Below are 15,955 nucleotides of genomic sequence, written 5' to 3' on the forward strand. Positions count from 1 at the left end.
ATCATGAAGGCGGATGAGCGGTGATCTTCGTACGCGAAGCGGCCGTGCGGTTACGAGACGTGACATCTTGGAGCGTTACCGCTGGTCAAAGGCTCACGGCACTATCAATCGGCGGACCGTACAAGCAAATTGGCGATGGACACCGAGCCGGTGATATAGGGACCGGCCCGATGCGGCAGCCACTCGGACGGGGTGCCTCCGGTACCGATGTGGACAATGCGCACGCATTCACGAACTTCCGGGCACACGGGGGCGCGGGGTGGACGCGCGGCACACCCGGGCCGGGGGCGCGAGGGCCAGGGAGAACGAGGAGTGCGACGGGCGGATCACCAGCCGGACCCACCGGCACCCCTCGGCCGACCTTCGTGGCCGACCCCGGCGGCCGGCTCCGGTCATCCCGGCCACCCCCGGCCGGCCGCCCGGCGGCCACCCCCGACGGGCCGCCGCGAAAACGGACATGACTCACCAATAGGTCAGGTCGTCGCGAGAGGGCGGCCGGCCGCCCCCCGCACGCGGCGCACGGCCGCGCGGTTGCCTCTCACGGAAGAGCCACGCTGTGACCTGCATCACTCCATGCCCGCTTCAAGAAAAGCGGGCTTGGCCAACCGTGTGAACGGATGGTAAGCGACGGGCAATTCGGGCGTATTGATTGAACGCCGTGATCACAGGGGTGCGTCGAGGTGCCCGATTTGCCCTTTAGGGCGTCAATAAAGGCCCCCAATAAGCGGATTCATGGATTCCGAACGTAACTGTGTCGCAACACACGTTTCTTGATGGGACCCCTACAGCCCTGATAGCGCTAGTACCCATGTCCCACACCGCTCACATACCCAGCCACCGGAAGCCCCGCCGAAGTGCCTCGAAGACGGCCCTGCGGGCAGGAGTTGCCGGTGGCATGCTCAGCACCATCGCGGTCGCGGGTGCCGCCGGTCCGGCTCAGGCCGAGCCGGTGACCCAGACCATCGAGATGCCCACCATCACGGCCGGGCTCTCCGAATCCGTCGCCGCGTCCGCGCAGGCAACCAAGGCGGTCGCCCTCGACCTGGAGACCCAGGCCCACGAGGACGCCGCCGCCACCACAGCAGCCAAGACCGCCAAGAAGGCCAAGGCCGAGGCGGTCCGCAAGGCCGAGGCCGAGAAGAAGGCCGAAGCAGCCGCCGAGGCGGAGGCCAAGGCCAAGGCGGAGGCCGCCGAGCGTGCCTCCCGCTCCGCCGAGCGCACCACGCTCAGCGCGTCCTCCGGCTCTTCCTCCTCCTCGTCCTCCTCGTCCTCCTCCAGCGCCACCGGGTCCGCAGCGTCCGTCATCGCGTTCGCGCAGTCCCAGGTCGGCGACGCGTACGTCTCCGGCGGCACAGGCCCGAACTCGTGGGACTGCTCGGGTCTGGTCCAGGCCGCCTTCGGCTCGGTGGGCATCGACCTGCCGCGCGTCTCGCAGAGCCAGTCGACGGCCGGGACCCAGGTCTCGCTCGACAACCTCCAGCCCGGCGACATCCTGTACTGGGGCGGTGCGGGCAGCGCCTACCACGTCGGGATCTACGTGGGCGGAGGCCAGTTCGTCGGTGCGCAGAACTCCAGCACCGGTGTCGTTCAGCAGACGCTGGACTACGACCCGCCGTCCGGCGCGGTCCGCGTTCTCTGATTCACAAGCTCCGCACTCCTGAGCACGACCACGGGCCGTCACTCCGCCATCCGGAGTGACGGCCCGTCATCGTGCCGTGGGCGCGTCCGCCTCCACGACGGCTTCCGTCGGCCGGCGCTGACCCGGCACGCGTCCCCGCTCCCCGTCGGCCCGTTCCCGGCGCAGGAGCGCCACGCCCACCGCGCACGCGAGGGCCGCCAGCACGAAGCCGTACGGCGGGGTCGAGCCCGAGGGCTGCGTCTCGTAGACGAGCGCCGCCGACAGCACGGTCACCGCGCCCATGGCCCGGCCGCCGCTCACGGTGGCGGCGAGCACCGCCGTGGCCCACAGCAGGTACCACGGCTGCACCATCGGCGAGAGCACGACGAGGACCAGCAGAGCGGTGCCCAGGGCGGAAACGGGTTCTGTACGTCCGGTCGCCGCGTGCCAGGCGAGTCGGACGATCAGCACCAGCGCGACCAGCAGGCCCAGGTTCTGCACGGCGGCCTTGACCGGGTCCGGGTCGGTTCCGGCCAGCAGACGCAGGAGTTCGCCCAGGCCCAGGCCGATGTCGCTGCTGAGGGACAGCGCGGTGTGGATGCGTGCCGCGACGCTCTGCGTCCCGATCCAGCCGAAGCCGGTGCCGCCGACGAACGTCACGCCCACGACGACGGCCCCCGCGACCAGTCCCGGGGCCAGCAGCCCCTTCGCCACCCGCCGTGCGACCGGGCCGGTCGCGGCCCGGCCCACCAGGACGCCGACGAACAGCAGCGCCACCGCAGCGGGTGACTTCACCATCATGGCGAGCCCGATGACCGCCGACCCGGTGATCCATCTGCCGCGCAGGGCGAGCAGTACGCCGGCCAGCATGAGACCGGTCATCAGCCCGTCGTTGTGGACGCCGCCGACCACGTGGATGAGCAGCAGAGGGTTCAGCGCCCCGAGCCACAGCGCGGCGCTCTCGCTGCGGCCGTGTTCCCGGGCCAGATTGCGCAGGGCCCACACGATCAGGACCAGTGAGCCGAGGGCGATCAGGCGCATCCCCAGCACGGCGGGCACGATCGTGCCGCCGGTCGCCCAGGCCACGCCGCGCGCGAGGAGGAGGAAGAACGGGCCGTACGGGGCCGGGGTGTCGGTCCAGTGCCCGCCGACGCTGGCCGCCGCGTAGCCGCCCGGCCCGTCGGGGTCGAGGACGGACGGTCCCACGCTGTAGACGTCGTGTCCTTCGACGACCATCGCGCCCTGCGCGATGTAGCTGTAGACGTCGGCGCTGTACAGCGGGGGCGCGAGGACCAGTGGCGCCGTCCACCACCCGAGGGTGACGAGGGTGTCGCGTACGGAGGCTCCGGCCCTCCCGTACAGCCACCAGGCGACGACGAGCACCGTCAGTCCGCCGTAGGCCAGTGCGTAGCCCGCGGCTCTCACCCCGGGGCCGTGGGCCACCCACAGGCCCCACGGGTCGTGGGCCGGGAGCGTGCCTACGGCCCAGCCTCCCAGCGCGATCGCCGCCGACCCGGCAGCGCCGAGACGTCGGAAGCCGCCGGTGGTCCATGCGCCTGTTGCCCCCATGGCCCGAACCTATCGCAGCGCGGGCGGCCGGGGGCCGGGCGTCGGCGGTCAGGCCTTGGGGGCGACCTTCGAGAGTCCGTTGATGATGCGGTCCATGGCGTCGCCGCCCGTCGGGTCGGTGAGGTTGGCGAGCATCTTCAGCGTGAACTTCATCAGGAGCGGGTGGGTCAGGCCGCGCTGGGTGGCGATCTTCATGACCTTCGGGTTCCCGATCATCTTCACGAAGGCGCGGCCCAGCGTGTAGTAACCGCCGTAGGTGTCCTTGAGGATCTTCGGGTAGTGCTGCAGGGCCAGTTCCCGCTGCGCCGGGGTGGCACGGGCGTGCGCCTGGACGATGACGTCCGCGGCGATCTGGCCCGACTCCATTGCGTACGCGATGCCCTCGCCGTTGAACGGGTTGACCAGCCCGCCGGCGTCACCGACGAGCAGCAGGCCCTTGGTGTAGTGCGGCTGGCGGTTGAAGGCCATCGGGAGTGCGGCACCGCGGATCGGCATCGTCATGTTCTCGGGGGTGTAGCCCCAGTCCTCGGGCATGGACGCGCACCACGCCTTGAGGACCTCGCGCCAGTCGAGCTCCTTGAAGGCCGCCGAGGAGTTGAGGATGCCCAGGCCGACGTTGGACGTGCCGTCGCCCATGCCGAAGATCCAGCCGTAGCCCGGCAGCAGGCGGTCCTCGGCACCGCGCCGGTCCCAGAGTTCCAGCCACGACTCCAGGTAGTCGTCGTCGTGGCGGGGCGAGGTGAAGTACGTGCGGACCGCGACGCCCATCGGGCGGTCCTCACGGCGGTGCAGGCCCATGTGGAGGGAGAGCCGCGTGGAGTTGCCGTCTGCGGCGACGACGAGCGGGGCGTGGAAGGTGACCGGGGTCTTCTCCTCGCCGAGCTTCGCGTGGACGCCGGTGATGCGGCCGGTGCGCTCGTCCTTGACCGGCTCCCCGACGTTGCAGCGCTCGTACAGTCGCGCGCCGGCCTTCTGCGCCTGGCGGGCCAGCTGCTCGTCGAAGTCGTCACGCTTGCGGACCAGACCGTAGTCCGGGTACGAGGCGAGGTCCGGCCAGTCCAGCTGGAGGCGGACGCCGCCTCCGATGATGCGCAGGCCCTTGTTGCGCAGCCAGCCGGCCTCTTCGGAGATGTCGATGCCCATGGAGACGAGCTGCTTGGTGGCGCGCGGGGTGAGACCGTCGCCGCAGACCTTCTCACGCGGGAAGGCCGTCTTCTCCAGAAGGAGGACGTCGAGTCCGGCCTTGGCGAGGTAGTACGCGGTCGTGGAGCCGGCTGGGCCCGCCCCGACGACGATCACGTCCGCGCTGTGTTCGGAGAGGGGCTCGGTCACGGTCGGATCTCCCGAAGACTCGAATTCGCGTGCCGCGCGGCACATGTCGCGTGCAGTCTATGGGTGCCTGCTGATCAACCTCCCGAAGGGCTCCCCGATGCCGTACGCACCTGACTCGACGCCGTCCGTACATCTGCGCGTCCCCACCGACGAGGACGCCCTTGCCTGGTACCGGGTGTTCGACGATCCGGAGGTGATGGAGTTCCACGGCGGCCGCAGGGCGGAGTACTCGGTGTACGACGAGTTGACCGCCCGCCAGCGCCGGCACGACGCCGAGCTCGGCCACTGTCTGTGGACCGTGCTGGACGACGCCGGTCAGGTGCTCGGCTTCACGGGCGCCCAGCCGTGGCCGCACGAGTCGTTCGGCCCGGTGGGCGAGATCGAACTCGGCTGGCGGCTGGGACGGGCCGCCTGGGGGCAGGGTTACGCGACCGCAGCCGCGCGCGTGACCCTGGAGCGGATGAGGTCGCTCGGGGTGCGGGAGGTCGTGGCGATGATCAACACGCGGAACGCCCGGTCGGTGGCGGTGGCGGTACGTCTCGGTATGCGTCAGGCCGAGACGTACCGGAGCCCGGTGTCGGAGCAGGAGGCGTACTGCTTCCGGCTGGAGCTCTGAGCGCGGTCAGTCGCGCACGCCCCGGTGGAGCGCCACCACTCCGCCGGTGAGGTTGCGCCAGGCCACCTTCGACCAGCCGGCCTTCTGCAGCAGTGACGCGAGGCCGGCCTGGTCGGGCCAGGCACGGATCGACTCGGCGAGGTAGACGTAGGCGTCCGGGTTGGAGGACACGGCCCGCGCGACCGGCGGCAGCGCACGCATCAGGTACTCGGTGTAGACGGTCCGGAAGGGCGCCCACGTCGGCTGGGAGAACTCGCAGATCACGACTCGGCCACCGGGCTTGGTGACCCTGTACAGCTCGCTGAGCGCGGCACCGGTGTCCTGGATGTTGCGAAGCCCGAAGGAGATGGTGACCGCGTCGAAGGTCTCGTCCTTGAAGGGGAGCTTCGTGCCGTCGCCCGCGGTGAACGGCATCCACGGGTGGCGTTCCTTGCCGACCCGGAGCATCCCGATCGAGAAGTCGCAGGGCACCACGTAGGCACCGGCCCGCGCGAACGGCTGCGAGGACGTCGCGGTCCCGGCGGCCAGGTCGAGGATCTTCTGGGCCGGTCGGGCGTCGACGGCCCGGGCGACCTCCTTGCGCCAGAGCCGCGCCTGTCCGAGCGACAGCACGTCGTTGGTGAGGTCGTAGTTCGCCGCCACGTCGTCGAACATCGAGGCGACTTCGTGCGGCTGCTTGTCCAGGGATGCTCGGGTCACCCTCCCATTCAAGCAGCCCGGCTCCCCGTCTCTCGCGGCGGCGTGGGACGGCTTCGGACTTCGGGCCCGGATGCGCCCGCCCGGTGCCGCGCGGTCGTCCGGACGGCCGCGAGAGACCCCGGCGGTCGATTGCCTTCGACTTTCCGGAACAGCACCCCCTTGATCCACGTCTCACCGGGCGAGGGGAAAGGGGTTTCCGCACCGGTGCCCGCCCGGCAGCTCCCGGGCGGAGCAGGGGGCGGACTGCTGGACGTCGCGAGGTACGCGGACCGGCACCCGGTGCTCGAGCAGCAGGTCAGCGTGCGGGCAGGATGATCCATCCGACCTGGACGGCCACATCGAGACCACGGATACTTACCGGAACATGCGCAGTGGAGACACAGAACGAATACGGCGGGCCGGTGCGCCCGCCCCGGGATCACGGGCCTTACGCACACGGTCCCGGAAGCGGGCCATGGCCCGCCGAAGACAGTTACGGCGAAGACGGACGGCCCTGGCCGGGGCCGTGGTCGCGTCGGCGGCCGCGGCGGCGTTCCTCTACGTCGCCCCGCCGTGGCAGGACGACGGCTCCGCGCTCGCGGCCGACCGTGAGCCGGCCCGGCCCCCGGGGAACGGATCAGTCTCGTCGTCGGCCCCCGCCACACCCGAGGCGTCGGCCTCGCCGAAGCCGTCGCCCAGCCCGAAGACCCCGAAGTCGCCCGGGGGCTCGCGGAACACCGAGGAAACCGTCGACCCGGACTCCGTACCGGCCTCGGGCCCCGGCACCTTCACCGTGGCGCGCGAAGGCGTCTCGTCCGGTGGCGGCGGCAGCCGCTACCGCGTCGAGGTGGAGGACGGCATCGGGGTGGACCCGGACAGCGCGGCGGAGGAGATCGCGGAGATACTCGCCGACCCGCGGGGCTGGGGCAAGGACGGAAGCCGCACCTTCCGTCAGGTCGCCGACGGACCTGCCGGGCTGGTGATCCGGATCGGGACGCCGAAGACCACCGACCGGCTCTGCGGGCACTACGGGCTGAACACCGGCGGCGAGGTGAACTGCCGCGGCGGGGAGAACGTCATGGTCAACCTGGCCCGGTGGCAACTGGGTTCGCCGACGTTCGACGGTCCCGCGTCGGAGTACCGGGCGCTGATCATCAATCACGAGGTGGGCCACTGGCTGGGCCACGGCCACGAGACCTGCCCCGGCCCCGGCAAGCCGGCCCCCGCCATGATGCAGCAGATCAAGGGGCTGAAGGGCTGCACGTCCAACGCCTGGCCGTACGACGAGAAAGGCCGCTACCTGGGTGGGCCGTCCGTGCCGTGAGGACACCGCCGGGGCGTTCCGGGGAGTCGGCTCCGCGGCACGTGGTCCTGGCACTCCCCGGGAAGGCGGGAAACGCCACGGGAGGCAGCCCGGCGTCCTGAAACGCCACGGGAGGCAGCACCGGCGGAGGGACGCCACGGGACGGCGGCTCAGCGCCGCCGGTACACCAGCCGCCCGCCGAGCACCGTGGCCACACAGGTCGCGGCCCCCGCCGCGCACAGGGCCGCCTCGTCCGGCACGTCGAAGACCGCGAGGTCCGCCCGGCCGCCGACGGCGAGCGGGCCGTGCACGGAGCCCGGGAGGTCGCGTCCGCGCACGAAGGGGTCCAGGCTCGGTCCGCCCGCAGGGGGTCCGGCGGCAGGGACCTCGACCAGACCCGCGCGGCGTACGGCGGTGCGTACGGCGGGTCCGGCGGAGCCGACCGCGAGATGCGTGGTGCCGTGGCGCAGCATGCGCTGCAGTCCGCGCCGTACGCTGCCGGCCCGGCGGGGCCCGTCCAGCTGCCCGGCGAGGCGCTCGAACGCGGCTCCGGCCAGGGGCTCCTCGCCGAGTTCGTCCGCCTCGCGCGGGTCGGGGTGGTAGCAGCGGGTCAGCAGCGGGAGGCCGTCCCACTGGCGCAGCCCCGGGGTGAGGACCCCCGGCCACTGCCGGACCCGGGCCGACGGGTGGGCGTCCACGACCTGTCCGTACGGCCCGAGGGCCACGACCCGGTCGCCGTCCACGGCGACGGCACCCCCGCCGATGCCTGCCGCGCCGACCGGAAGGACCAGCGGCGCGGCGTGAACGGTCAGCACGGGCGGCTCAGTTGGCGTCGAGGAGCTTCAGCTCCGGGTGCGCGGTGCCGCCCGCGATCGCCGTGGAGGAGATGTGCGAGACCACGCGCTCGTCGACCGGGTCGTTCGCCGGGTCGTCGTGGACGACCAGGTGCTCGTAGGTCGTGGCGCGCTGGGCGGGGACGCGTCCCGCCTTGCGGATCAGGTCGATGATCTCGAGCCGGTTCGAGCGGTGCTTGGCGCCGGCCGAGGAGACGACGTTCTCCTCCAGCATGATCGAGCCGAGGTCGTCCGCGCCGTAGTGCAGGGAAAGCTGGCCGACCTCCTTGCCGGTGGTCAGCCAGGAACCCTGGATGTGGGCGACGTTGTCGAGGAACAGCCGGGCGATGGCGATCATCCGCAGGTACTCGAAGAGCGTGGCCTGCGTCTGTCCCTTCAGCTTGTTGTTCTCCGGCTGGTAGGTGTACGGGATGAACGCGCGGAAGCCGCCCGTGCGGTCCTGCAGGTCGCGGATCATCCGCAGGTGCTCGATGCGCTCGGCGTTGGTCTCGCCGGTTCCCATCAGCATGGTGGAGGTGGACTCGACACCGAGGCCGTGGGCGATCTCCATGATCTCCAGCCAGCGCTCGCCGGACTCCTTGAGCGGTGCGATCGCCGTACGCGGCCGGGCGGGCAGCAGTTCGGCGCCGGCACCGGCGAAGGAGTCGAGACCGGCCGCGTGGATCCGCTCGATCGCCTCCTTCGCGCAGACGCCGGAGATCCGGGCCATGTGCTCGATCTCGGAGGCGCCCAGCGAGTGGATGACCAGCTGCGGGAACGCCTTCTTGATCGCGGAGAAGTGCTCCTCGTAGTACTCGACGCCGTAGTCCGGGTGGTGGCCGCCCTGGAACATGATCTGGGTGCCGCCCAGCTCGACGGTCTCCGCGCAGCGGCGCAGGATGTCGTCGAGGTCGCGGGACCAGCCCTTGGCCGTGTCCTTGGGCGCCGCGTAGAAGGCGCAGAACTTGCAGGCCGTGACGCACACGTTGGTGTAGTTGATGTTGCGCTCGATGATGTACGTCGCGATGTGCTCCGTACCGGCGTAGCGGCGGCGGCGTACGGCGTCGGCCGCTGCCCCGAGCGCGTGCAGCGGTGCCGACCTGTACAGGTCGAGCGCCTCCTCCGGGGAGATCCGCCCGCCTTCGGCGGCGCGGTCGAGGACGGGCTGGAGGTCGGCCTTCTCGGTCACCGGGCTGTCACCTTTCGGGGGTTTCTCTGCGGATCGACAGACCGATCCAGCCTACGCCAGCCCCTGCCGGGGTCAGCCGTCGGACCGGGTGAGTGTGCCCTTCGGCCTGCCCGCGGCCTCCTCGTGGGAGGCGTAACGCAGGGTGCCGTCGGGAGCGAGGGTGAAGACCAGGTCGGCCTCGCCGCCGGTGCACATCGCGCCGGTGCGGGCGTCCGGGTCGGCGCGCTCCCGGACCTTCACCTCGGTGGCCGTGCCGGAGGCGAGGGTTCCGACGCCCTTGCAGACGACGGTCGTTCCGAGCGCGTCGAACCTGTACGACAGCCGGGCCACCTCCTCCCCCTTCTTCCCCTCGACGAACACAGCGGTGAGTGTGCCGTGGGGCGCGCCGCTGCGTTCGGTCGTGGGGCCCTTCCACGTACCGGCGAACGCCTTCGGCAGCGTGCTCACGGGCGCGGACCCCGCGGGGGCCTCCGGTGCACCGGATGTCGGGTTCCGCGACCCTGTGGCCACCGGGGGCTGCGCGGCGTCGTTGCCGCGACCGGTGTCGCCGTCGCCGCCCGGGAACAGGTCCCCCAGCGTCGCGGCGCCGACGGTCACCGCGGCGAGCGCGCCCGCGACGGCCAGCGCGACGGTGCAGCTGACCCGCCGCCCCCGGCGTGTGCCGGGCTGCGGTCCGGTGTCCACGGCGACGGCGATACGGGCGCCGGGGCCCCGTTCCCCCGCCGTCTCCGGGCCGGGCGGCGGCGGGGCGGACGGGGGCGGCGGCCCGAAGGCGGCGGGCGCCGCGCTCCCGAGGGACGCGTTGCTGAAGGGCACCGGACCCGACCGCACCGGCTCGTCCTGCGGTTCCAGGTCCAGCAGGGCCACCGCCGACCTGCTGACCTCACGCACCAGCGGCCCCGGCAGCCAGCCGGGCGACACCAGCGCCGCGGCCCCGCCGGGTGCGAGCCTGCGGGCGAGCTCGGCGGGGGCGGGCCGTTCGGCGGGGTCCTTGGCAAGGCAACCGGCCACCAGCTCCCGGAGCCCGCCCTCCAGTTCACCGAGTTCGGGCTCCTCGTGCACGACCTTGTAGAGGAGTACGGCGGAGGAGTCGCCCACGAAGGGGGCGCTGCCGGTCGCGGCGTAGGCCAGGACCGCCCCCAGGGAGAAGACGTCGGCCGCGCCGGAGATGTCCAGGCCGCGGATCTGCTCCGGCGCCATGTAGCCGGGCGAGCCGACGGAGACGCCGGTGGAGGTGAGGGAGACCGTGGCGCCGAGCGCCCGGGCGATACCGAAGTCGATCAGCCTCGGCCCGTCGAGGGCGAGCAGGACGTTGGACGGCTTCACGTCCCGGTGGATGAGGCCGTGCGCGTGTACGGCGTCGAGGGCCTCACCGAGCCCGGCCCCCAGGGCCCGTACGGCGTACTCGGGCAGTGGGCCGTGACGGGTGACGGCGTCGGAGAGCGGTGGCCCGGCGACGTAGCCGGTCGCCACCCACGGCACGGCCGCGTCGGGGTCGGCGTCCAGGACGGGGGCCGTCCACTGCGCGCCGAGGCGCCGCGCGGCGTCCACCTCGCGCCGGAACCGCGCGCGGAACTGCTCGTCGAGGGCGAAGTGGGGGTGCACGACCTTGACCGCGACGGTACGTCCGCCCGCGCTGCGGCCCAGATAGACCCGGCCCATCCCGCCCGCGCCGAGTCTGCCGAGCAGCCGGTAGGCGCCGATGGTGTGCGGTTCGCCGGCTTCCAGCGGCTGCATGCGGTCTCCCCCTGTGGGCCCCGGGACTCGGACGGCAGCCTAGGCCGCCCCGGCGACGGGGTCACTCAGACCCCTGGCGCCGATATCGCCCCTATGGGCACGAAGCAGGGATTTCGCCACATGGAAAGGCGCGAATACGTCGTTCCCCCGCGCCGATCCGCTTCACCGGAGGTAAACCGGAAGGCGTTCCGGAGGCTTCCGCTAATGGTCCGGCCTTCCGGCCGGAGGGGCTCCGCGACGGAACTCCGGACATTCACCCCCCATTCACGGGAACGGAATGCCGGAACCACGCGTCAGGGAGAAAGGCGGGCCGCCGGGGAAGACCCGGGAAGGTACGGGATTCATCTTCTTTCCGCACCATTCCCGTGTCGCCCGAGGATGCCGCCCGAGGCGTCAGCCGCCGAGCAGTTCCACCTTCACATCCGCCGGGAAGCCGGTCGTCGGGCCGGTCCGCCGGGCGAACTCGCGCACGCCCGCCAGTTGGTCCGGGCCGAAGCGGAAGTCCAGGGTGGTGAAGTAACGCTCCAGCACCTCGGCGTCGAAGGACTCCCAGCGCGCCGCCTGCTCGGCGACCTTGGTGACCTCTTCGAGCGAGAGGTCACGGGAGGCCAGGAACGCCTCGTGGACCTTCTCCACGTAGTCGGGGTGCGAGGCCAGGTAGTCCTTGCGCGCCGCCCAGACCGCGAACACGAACGGCAGCCCGGTCCACTCCTTCCACATCGCGCCCAGGTCGTGGACCTGCAGTCCGAGCCGGGGGGCGTCGTGGAGGTTCGCCCGCAGCGCGGCGTCACCGATCAGGACGGCCGCGTCGGCCTCCTGCATCATCAGGCCGAGGTCCGGCGGGCAGGTGTAGTAGTCGGGCGCGACACCGTACCGCTCGGCGAGCAGCAGCTGGGCCAGCCGTACGGAGGTGCGCGAGGTCGAGCCGAGGGCCACCCGGGCCCCGTCCAGCTGGTCCAGGGGAAGCTGGGACACGATCACGCACGACATGACGGGGCCGTCGCAGCCGACCGCGATGTCGGGGAGGGCGACCAGGTCGTCGGCGTTGCGCAGGAACTCCACCAGGGTGACGGGACCGATGTCGAGGTCCCCCCTGACCAGCTGCTCACTGAGTCTTTCAGGAGTGTCCTTCGACAGCTCGAGGTCGAGCAGCGTCCCGGTCCGTGCCAGGCCCCAGTAGAGGGGGAGGCAGTTCAGGAACTGGATGTGGCCGACGCGCGGCCTGCTGCGACGGTCGTCGCCTTCTACGGGAGAGACGGTTGAATTGTCCACATCGCGAGGCTAGACCTGTCGCTTCCGGCAGCCTCCATCGGGGCACCCGGACCGCTCCGCGAAGGCCTTGTCCGTCACCTCTCGGGGGGCCCGGTCAAACATGCGGGTGAAGTGATCTTTCCCTCTACCGCTCCCCGCAGACTGCGTGCTAGGCTCGCCCGCAAGTTGCAGTTTGGTTTCCCTTGCAGTACAGAGCCTGCGGAGCATGTAACCCGCAGGCTTTTGTAGTTTTCAGACTTGTTTGCAGGTTCTGGAGCAGGGCAACCCTTTGGCCCAAGGAGGGCTTATGGCTACCGGAACCGTCAAGTGGTTCAACGCTGAAAAGGGCTTCGGCTTCATCGCCCAGGACGGCGGCGGCCCGGATGTCTTCGTCCACTACTCCGCGATCAACGCGTCCGGGTTCCGCTCCCTCGAGGAGAACCAGGTCGTGAACTTCGACGTCACTCAGGGACCCAAGGGTCCGCAGGCTGAGAACGTCACCCCGGCCTAGTTGCCCGGGTCGGCCGATCGCGGCCGAGTGAGCAGTACCCAAGGAGCCCCGCTCCCCCGCTTCGGTGGGGGAACGGGGCTCCTGCCTTCTCGAGAGACGGACGACGTCCCTCCGGTCACACCCGGGCGTGACCGGAGGACCGCGAGAAGTGGGTCACCGAACTCCGGCTGCCCCTCGCCGGCTGACCCGACGTCACCCTCCGTACGGGCACCCGTCCCCCGATCGTGTCGAGGGCCTGTGCAGAGCGCCACCCGATACTGACGGGCCCGCCCGGAACAAGGCAGACTGTTGACCGCGATACCAGCGGTACGGAGCAGAGCGGGAACAGCGGTACCGGCGGGGCAAGCAGGAAGGGGGGCATCATGGACCGCGACAACGGACCCGGCGTGCGCGTTCCGGAGCAACGCGTGCCGCGGGAACGGGCGGCCGGCACCGAGCTGCGGTTCACCGTGCTCGGCCCCGTACGCGCTTGGCGCGGCAGCGAGGCCCTGCCGTCGGGTTCTCCGCAGCAACGCGCCCTGCTCGCCGCGCTGCTCCTGCGTGACGGCCGCACGGCCACCGCAGCCGAACTCATCGACGCCCTCTGGGGTGACGACCCCCCGTCCCAGGCGCTTGCCACGGTACGCACGTACGCGTCCCGGCTCCGCAAGACCCTGGGCCAGGACACCCTGGTCAGCGAGGCCGGCGGATACGCCGTCCGGGTCCCCCGTGAGGCCCTGGACCTGACGCTCGCCCAGGACCTCGCGTCCGAGGCGGAGAAGGCCCGCGGAGGCGGGGACCGCGGAAAGGCCCGTGCGCTGATCAACAAGCTGCTCGGCCTCTGGGACGGCGAGGCCCTCGCCTCCCTCCCCGGCCCGTACGCCGAGAACCAGCGCACGAGCCTGGAGGAATGGCGCCTCCAGCTCACCGAGACCCGTCTCGACCTGGACCTGGAGGTCGGCTGCCACGCGGAGGCCGTCTCCGAACTGACCGCGCTCACCGCCGCGCAGCCCCTGCGCGAGCGCCTGCGCGAGCTGCTGATGGTCGCCCTGTACCGCAGCGGCCGTCAGGCCGAGGCGCTCGCCGTGTACGCCGACACCCGTCGCCTGCTCGCGGAGGAACTGGGCGTCGACCCCCGCCCCGAACTGTCCCAGCTCCAGCAGCGGATCCTGCGGGCGGACGAGGAACTGGCCCGCCCGGCCGACGAGCCGGCCCCCACCGCCGTCCCGGTCCGTCCGGCACAGCTCCCCGCCACCGTCCCGGACTTCACGGGACGGGCCGCGTTCGTACGCGAGCTGGGTGACCGGCTCGCGAGCGCCGAGGGCTCCGTCATGGCGGTCTCCGCGCTGGCCGGTATCGGCGGCGTCGGCAAGACGACCCTCGCCGTCCACGTCGCCCACCAGGCACGCCCGCACTTCCCGGACGGCCAGCTGTACGTCGACCTCCAGGGCGCGGGAGCCAGGGCCGCCGAACCCGAGACCGTCCTCGGCGCGTTCCTGCGCGCGCTGGGCACCGCCGAGTCCGCGATCCCTGACTCCCTGGACGAACGGGCCGCGCTCTACCGCTCCACCCTCGACGGCCGCCGCATCCTCGTGCTGCTCGACAACGCCAACGACGCGGCCCAGATCCGGCCCCTGCTTCCCGGCACGGAAGGCTGTGCGGCACTGGTCACCAGCCGTGTCCGCATGGTCGACCTGGCCGGAGCACACCTGGTGGACCTGGACGTGATGTCCCCCGAGGAGGCGCTGGAGCTCTTCACCCGCATCGTCGGCGACGAACGCGTCCGCTCGGAGCGCGAGGCGGCCCTGGACGTGGTGGCCGCGTGCGGCTTCCTGCCGCTGGCCATCCGCATCGCCGCCTCCCGGCTGGCCGCCCGCCGCACGTGGACCGTCTCGGTGCTGGCCGCGAAGCTCGCCGACGAACGCCGCCGGCTCGACGAGCTCCAGGCCGGCGACCTCGCGGTGAAGGCCACCTTCGAGCTCGGCTACGGCCAGCTGGAACCGGCCCAGGCCCGCGCCTTCCGCCTCCTCGGCCTGGCGGACGGCCCGGACATCTCCCTCGCCGCGGCGGCCGCGCTGCTGAACCTGGACCCCCACACGGCGGAGGACCTCCTGGAGTCCCTGGTGGACACCAGCCTCCTGGAGTCGGCGGCCCCGGGCCGCTACCGCTACCACGACCTGGTGCGCCTCTACGCGCGGGCGTGCGCCGAACGCGACGAACAGCCGCCGGAGGGACGGGAACTGGCGTTGTCGCGGCTGCTGGACTTCTACCTGGCGACGGCGGCGGGGGTGTACGCGCTGGAGCGGCCGGGGGACCGCACGGTCGACCACCTGGAACCCACCCGTCACCCAGGGCTCGCCTTCGCCGAACGGCCGCACGCCCTCGACTGGCTCTACGCCGAGGCGGACTGCTTGCTCGCATGCGTACTCCAGTCACACGGCGAGCGCTCCCTGCGACGAGCCGTCGACCTCCTGATGGCTGTGAAGGACCTCGCGGAGTCGGGAGCGAACGCCCGCCGCTACGAAACCGCGGCTCTCGCGCTGCGCGACGCGGCCATGACCGCGGGTGACGCCCGTGCGGAAGGGCGCGCCCGCACTACGCTCACGCAGGTGTACAGCACGGCTGGACGGTTCGAGCAGGCCGACAGCGAGGCGCACCATGCCATGGCCCTCGGCACCGCCGCGGGCGACCCGTGGACCAGCGGGAACGCGCCCAACGAACGAGGCATCCTCTCCATCTACCGCAATCATCCCGAGGAGGGGGCGACCTACCTCCAGGAGGCCATCGAGGCGTTCCGCGCGGATGGAAACAGGCCCGGCGAGGCCAGCGCCCTCTGCAACCTCTCCAGGATTCACCTTGCTCTCGCGCGGACGGACAGCGCCGTGGAACTGGCCCAGCAGGGGATCGCCATCTATGACCGGCTGGGGCTCGCACTGCGCCTGGCGAACGGACGCTATGCCCTCGGTCTCGCCCTCACCCAGGCGGGGCGCCTCTCGGAGGCGCTCGAGCAACTGACGCAGGCCCTCGGCATCTTCCACGAGAACCGCCAGCCCCTCTGGGAAGGTGTGACGCACTTCCGACTCGCCGAAGTGCACCTCGCGGCCCGGCGCTTCACGCTCGCCGCCGCCCACGCGGAGCAGGCGATCGCTCTCCGGGGCATCGGAGGTGAGTGGCGTCGGGGTACGGTCCTCACCGTTCTGGGGCGCGCGCTGGAACATCTGGAGCAGCCGGACCGGGCCCGGGCGTGCTGGCACGAAGCCCTGGCCATCTACGAGCAACTGGGCTCGGCCGAGACCGATGAGGTCCGGCGGCTTCTGACGCCCGCCGTGGCTGCCTGAG

12 protein-coding genes are annotated in these 15,955 nt (G+C 71.7%); 5 read left to right on the forward strand and 7 right to left on the reverse strand.

Annotation, left to right across the window (positions count from 1 at the left end; genetic code table 11):
- Positions 1 to 808 precede the first annotated feature (808 nt).
- The gene (locus tag ABZ441_RS23330; protein ID WP_358977429.1) at positions 809 to 1,639 is read left to right on the forward strand and encodes a C40 family peptidase; all 831 of its coding nucleotides are present in this window, start codon (positions 809 to 811) and stop codon (positions 1,637 to 1,639) included.
- A 66-nt stretch (positions 1,640 to 1,705) separates the two neighbouring features.
- Here the strand turns inward: ABZ441_RS23330 and mptB are convergent, their stop codons facing one another.
- Together mptB and ABZ441_RS23340 are read right to left on the reverse strand one after the other, a co-directional pair.
- Positions 1,706 to 3,187 carry a polyprenol phosphomannose-dependent alpha 1,6 mannosyltransferase MptB gene (mptB, locus tag ABZ441_RS23335; protein ID WP_358977431.1) on the reverse strand — a complete coding sequence of 494 codons (1,482 nt, stop codon included), beginning with the start codon at positions 3,185 to 3,187 and terminating at the stop codon, positions 1,706 to 1,708.
- Positions 3,188 to 3,235: 48 nt separating this feature from the next.
- Positions 3,236 to 4,519, reverse strand: a complete 1,284-nt coding sequence (locus ABZ441_RS23340) for a geranylgeranyl reductase family protein (RefSeq protein WP_358977433.1) — start codon at positions 4,517 to 4,519, stop codon at positions 3,236 to 3,238.
- A 97-nt stretch (positions 4,520 to 4,616) separates the two neighbouring features.
- Between ABZ441_RS23340 and ABZ441_RS23345 the strand changes: the two genes are divergently transcribed.
- Positions 4,617 to 5,135, forward strand: coding sequence for a GNAT family N-acetyltransferase (locus tag ABZ441_RS23345; RefSeq protein ID WP_358977435.1), 519 nt, complete (start codon positions 4,617 to 4,619; stop codon positions 5,133 to 5,135).
- A 6-nt stretch (positions 5,136 to 5,141) separates the two neighbouring features.
- On the opposite strand, the gene ABZ441_RS23350 is transcribed toward ABZ441_RS23345, so the two are convergent.
- Positions 5,142 to 5,834 (reverse strand): demethylmenaquinone methyltransferase, encoded by a 693-nt coding sequence (locus tag ABZ441_RS23350; RefSeq protein ID WP_358977437.1) that lies wholly within the window; start codon positions 5,832 to 5,834, stop codon positions 5,142 to 5,144.
- A gap of 364 nt (positions 5,835 to 6,198) precedes the next feature.
- Between ABZ441_RS23350 and ABZ441_RS23355 the strand changes: the two genes are divergently transcribed.
- On the forward strand, positions 6,199 to 7,137 hold the full coding sequence (locus ABZ441_RS23355; RefSeq protein ID WP_358977439.1) for a DUF3152 domain-containing protein: 939 nt from the start codon (positions 6,199 to 6,201) through the stop codon (positions 7,135 to 7,137).
- Between the two features lie 149 nt (positions 7,138 to 7,286).
- Here the strand turns inward: ABZ441_RS23355 and ABZ441_RS23360 are convergent, their stop codons facing one another.
- The 4 genes from ABZ441_RS23360 to ABZ441_RS23375 form a co-directional block, all read right to left on the reverse strand.
- Positions 7,287 to 7,931 carry a hypothetical protein gene (locus ABZ441_RS23360; RefSeq protein ID WP_358977441.1) on the reverse strand — a complete coding sequence of 215 codons (645 nt, stop codon included), beginning with the start codon at positions 7,929 to 7,931 and terminating at the stop codon, positions 7,287 to 7,289.
- A 7-nt stretch (positions 7,932 to 7,938) separates the two neighbouring features.
- Positions 7,939 to 9,138 carry a cyclic dehypoxanthinyl futalosine synthase gene (mqnC, locus tag ABZ441_RS23365; RefSeq protein ID WP_358977443.1) on the reverse strand — a complete coding sequence of 400 codons (1,200 nt, stop codon included), beginning with the start codon at positions 9,136 to 9,138 and terminating at the stop codon, positions 7,939 to 7,941.
- Positions 9,139 to 9,210: 72 nt separating this feature from the next.
- The gene (locus ABZ441_RS23370; protein WP_358977445.1) at positions 9,211 to 10,875 is read right to left on the reverse strand and encodes a serine/threonine-protein kinase; all 1,665 of its coding nucleotides are present in this window, start codon (positions 10,873 to 10,875) and stop codon (positions 9,211 to 9,213) included.
- A 393-nt stretch (positions 10,876 to 11,268) separates the two neighbouring features.
- Positions 11,269 to 12,147: a menaquinone biosynthesis protein gene (locus ABZ441_RS23375; RefSeq protein WP_358977448.1), complete on the reverse strand. Its 879-nt coding sequence runs from the start codon at positions 12,145 to 12,147 to the stop codon at positions 11,269 to 11,271.
- A gap of 286 nt (positions 12,148 to 12,433) precedes the next feature.
- Between ABZ441_RS23375 and ABZ441_RS23380 the strand changes: the two genes are divergently transcribed.
- Together ABZ441_RS23380 and ABZ441_RS23385 are read left to right on the forward strand one after the other, a co-directional pair.
- A complete protein-coding gene (locus ABZ441_RS23380) occupies positions 12,434 to 12,637 on the forward strand; it encodes a cold-shock protein (protein ID WP_003967102.1) in 204 nt (67 codons plus the stop codon).
- Positions 12,638 to 12,999: 362 nt separating this feature from the next.
- Complete coding sequence (locus ABZ441_RS23385) at positions 13,000 to 15,954, forward strand: BTAD domain-containing putative transcriptional regulator (protein WP_358977450.1); 2,955 nt, start codon at positions 13,000 to 13,002, stop codon at positions 15,952 to 15,954.
- The last annotated feature ends 1 nt before the right edge of the window (position 15,955 follow it).

It is taken from the genome of Streptomyces sp. NPDC005752 (assembly GCF_040630715.1).
Taxonomy (GTDB): domain Bacteria; phylum Actinomycetota; class Actinomycetes; order Streptomycetales; family Streptomycetaceae; genus Streptomyces.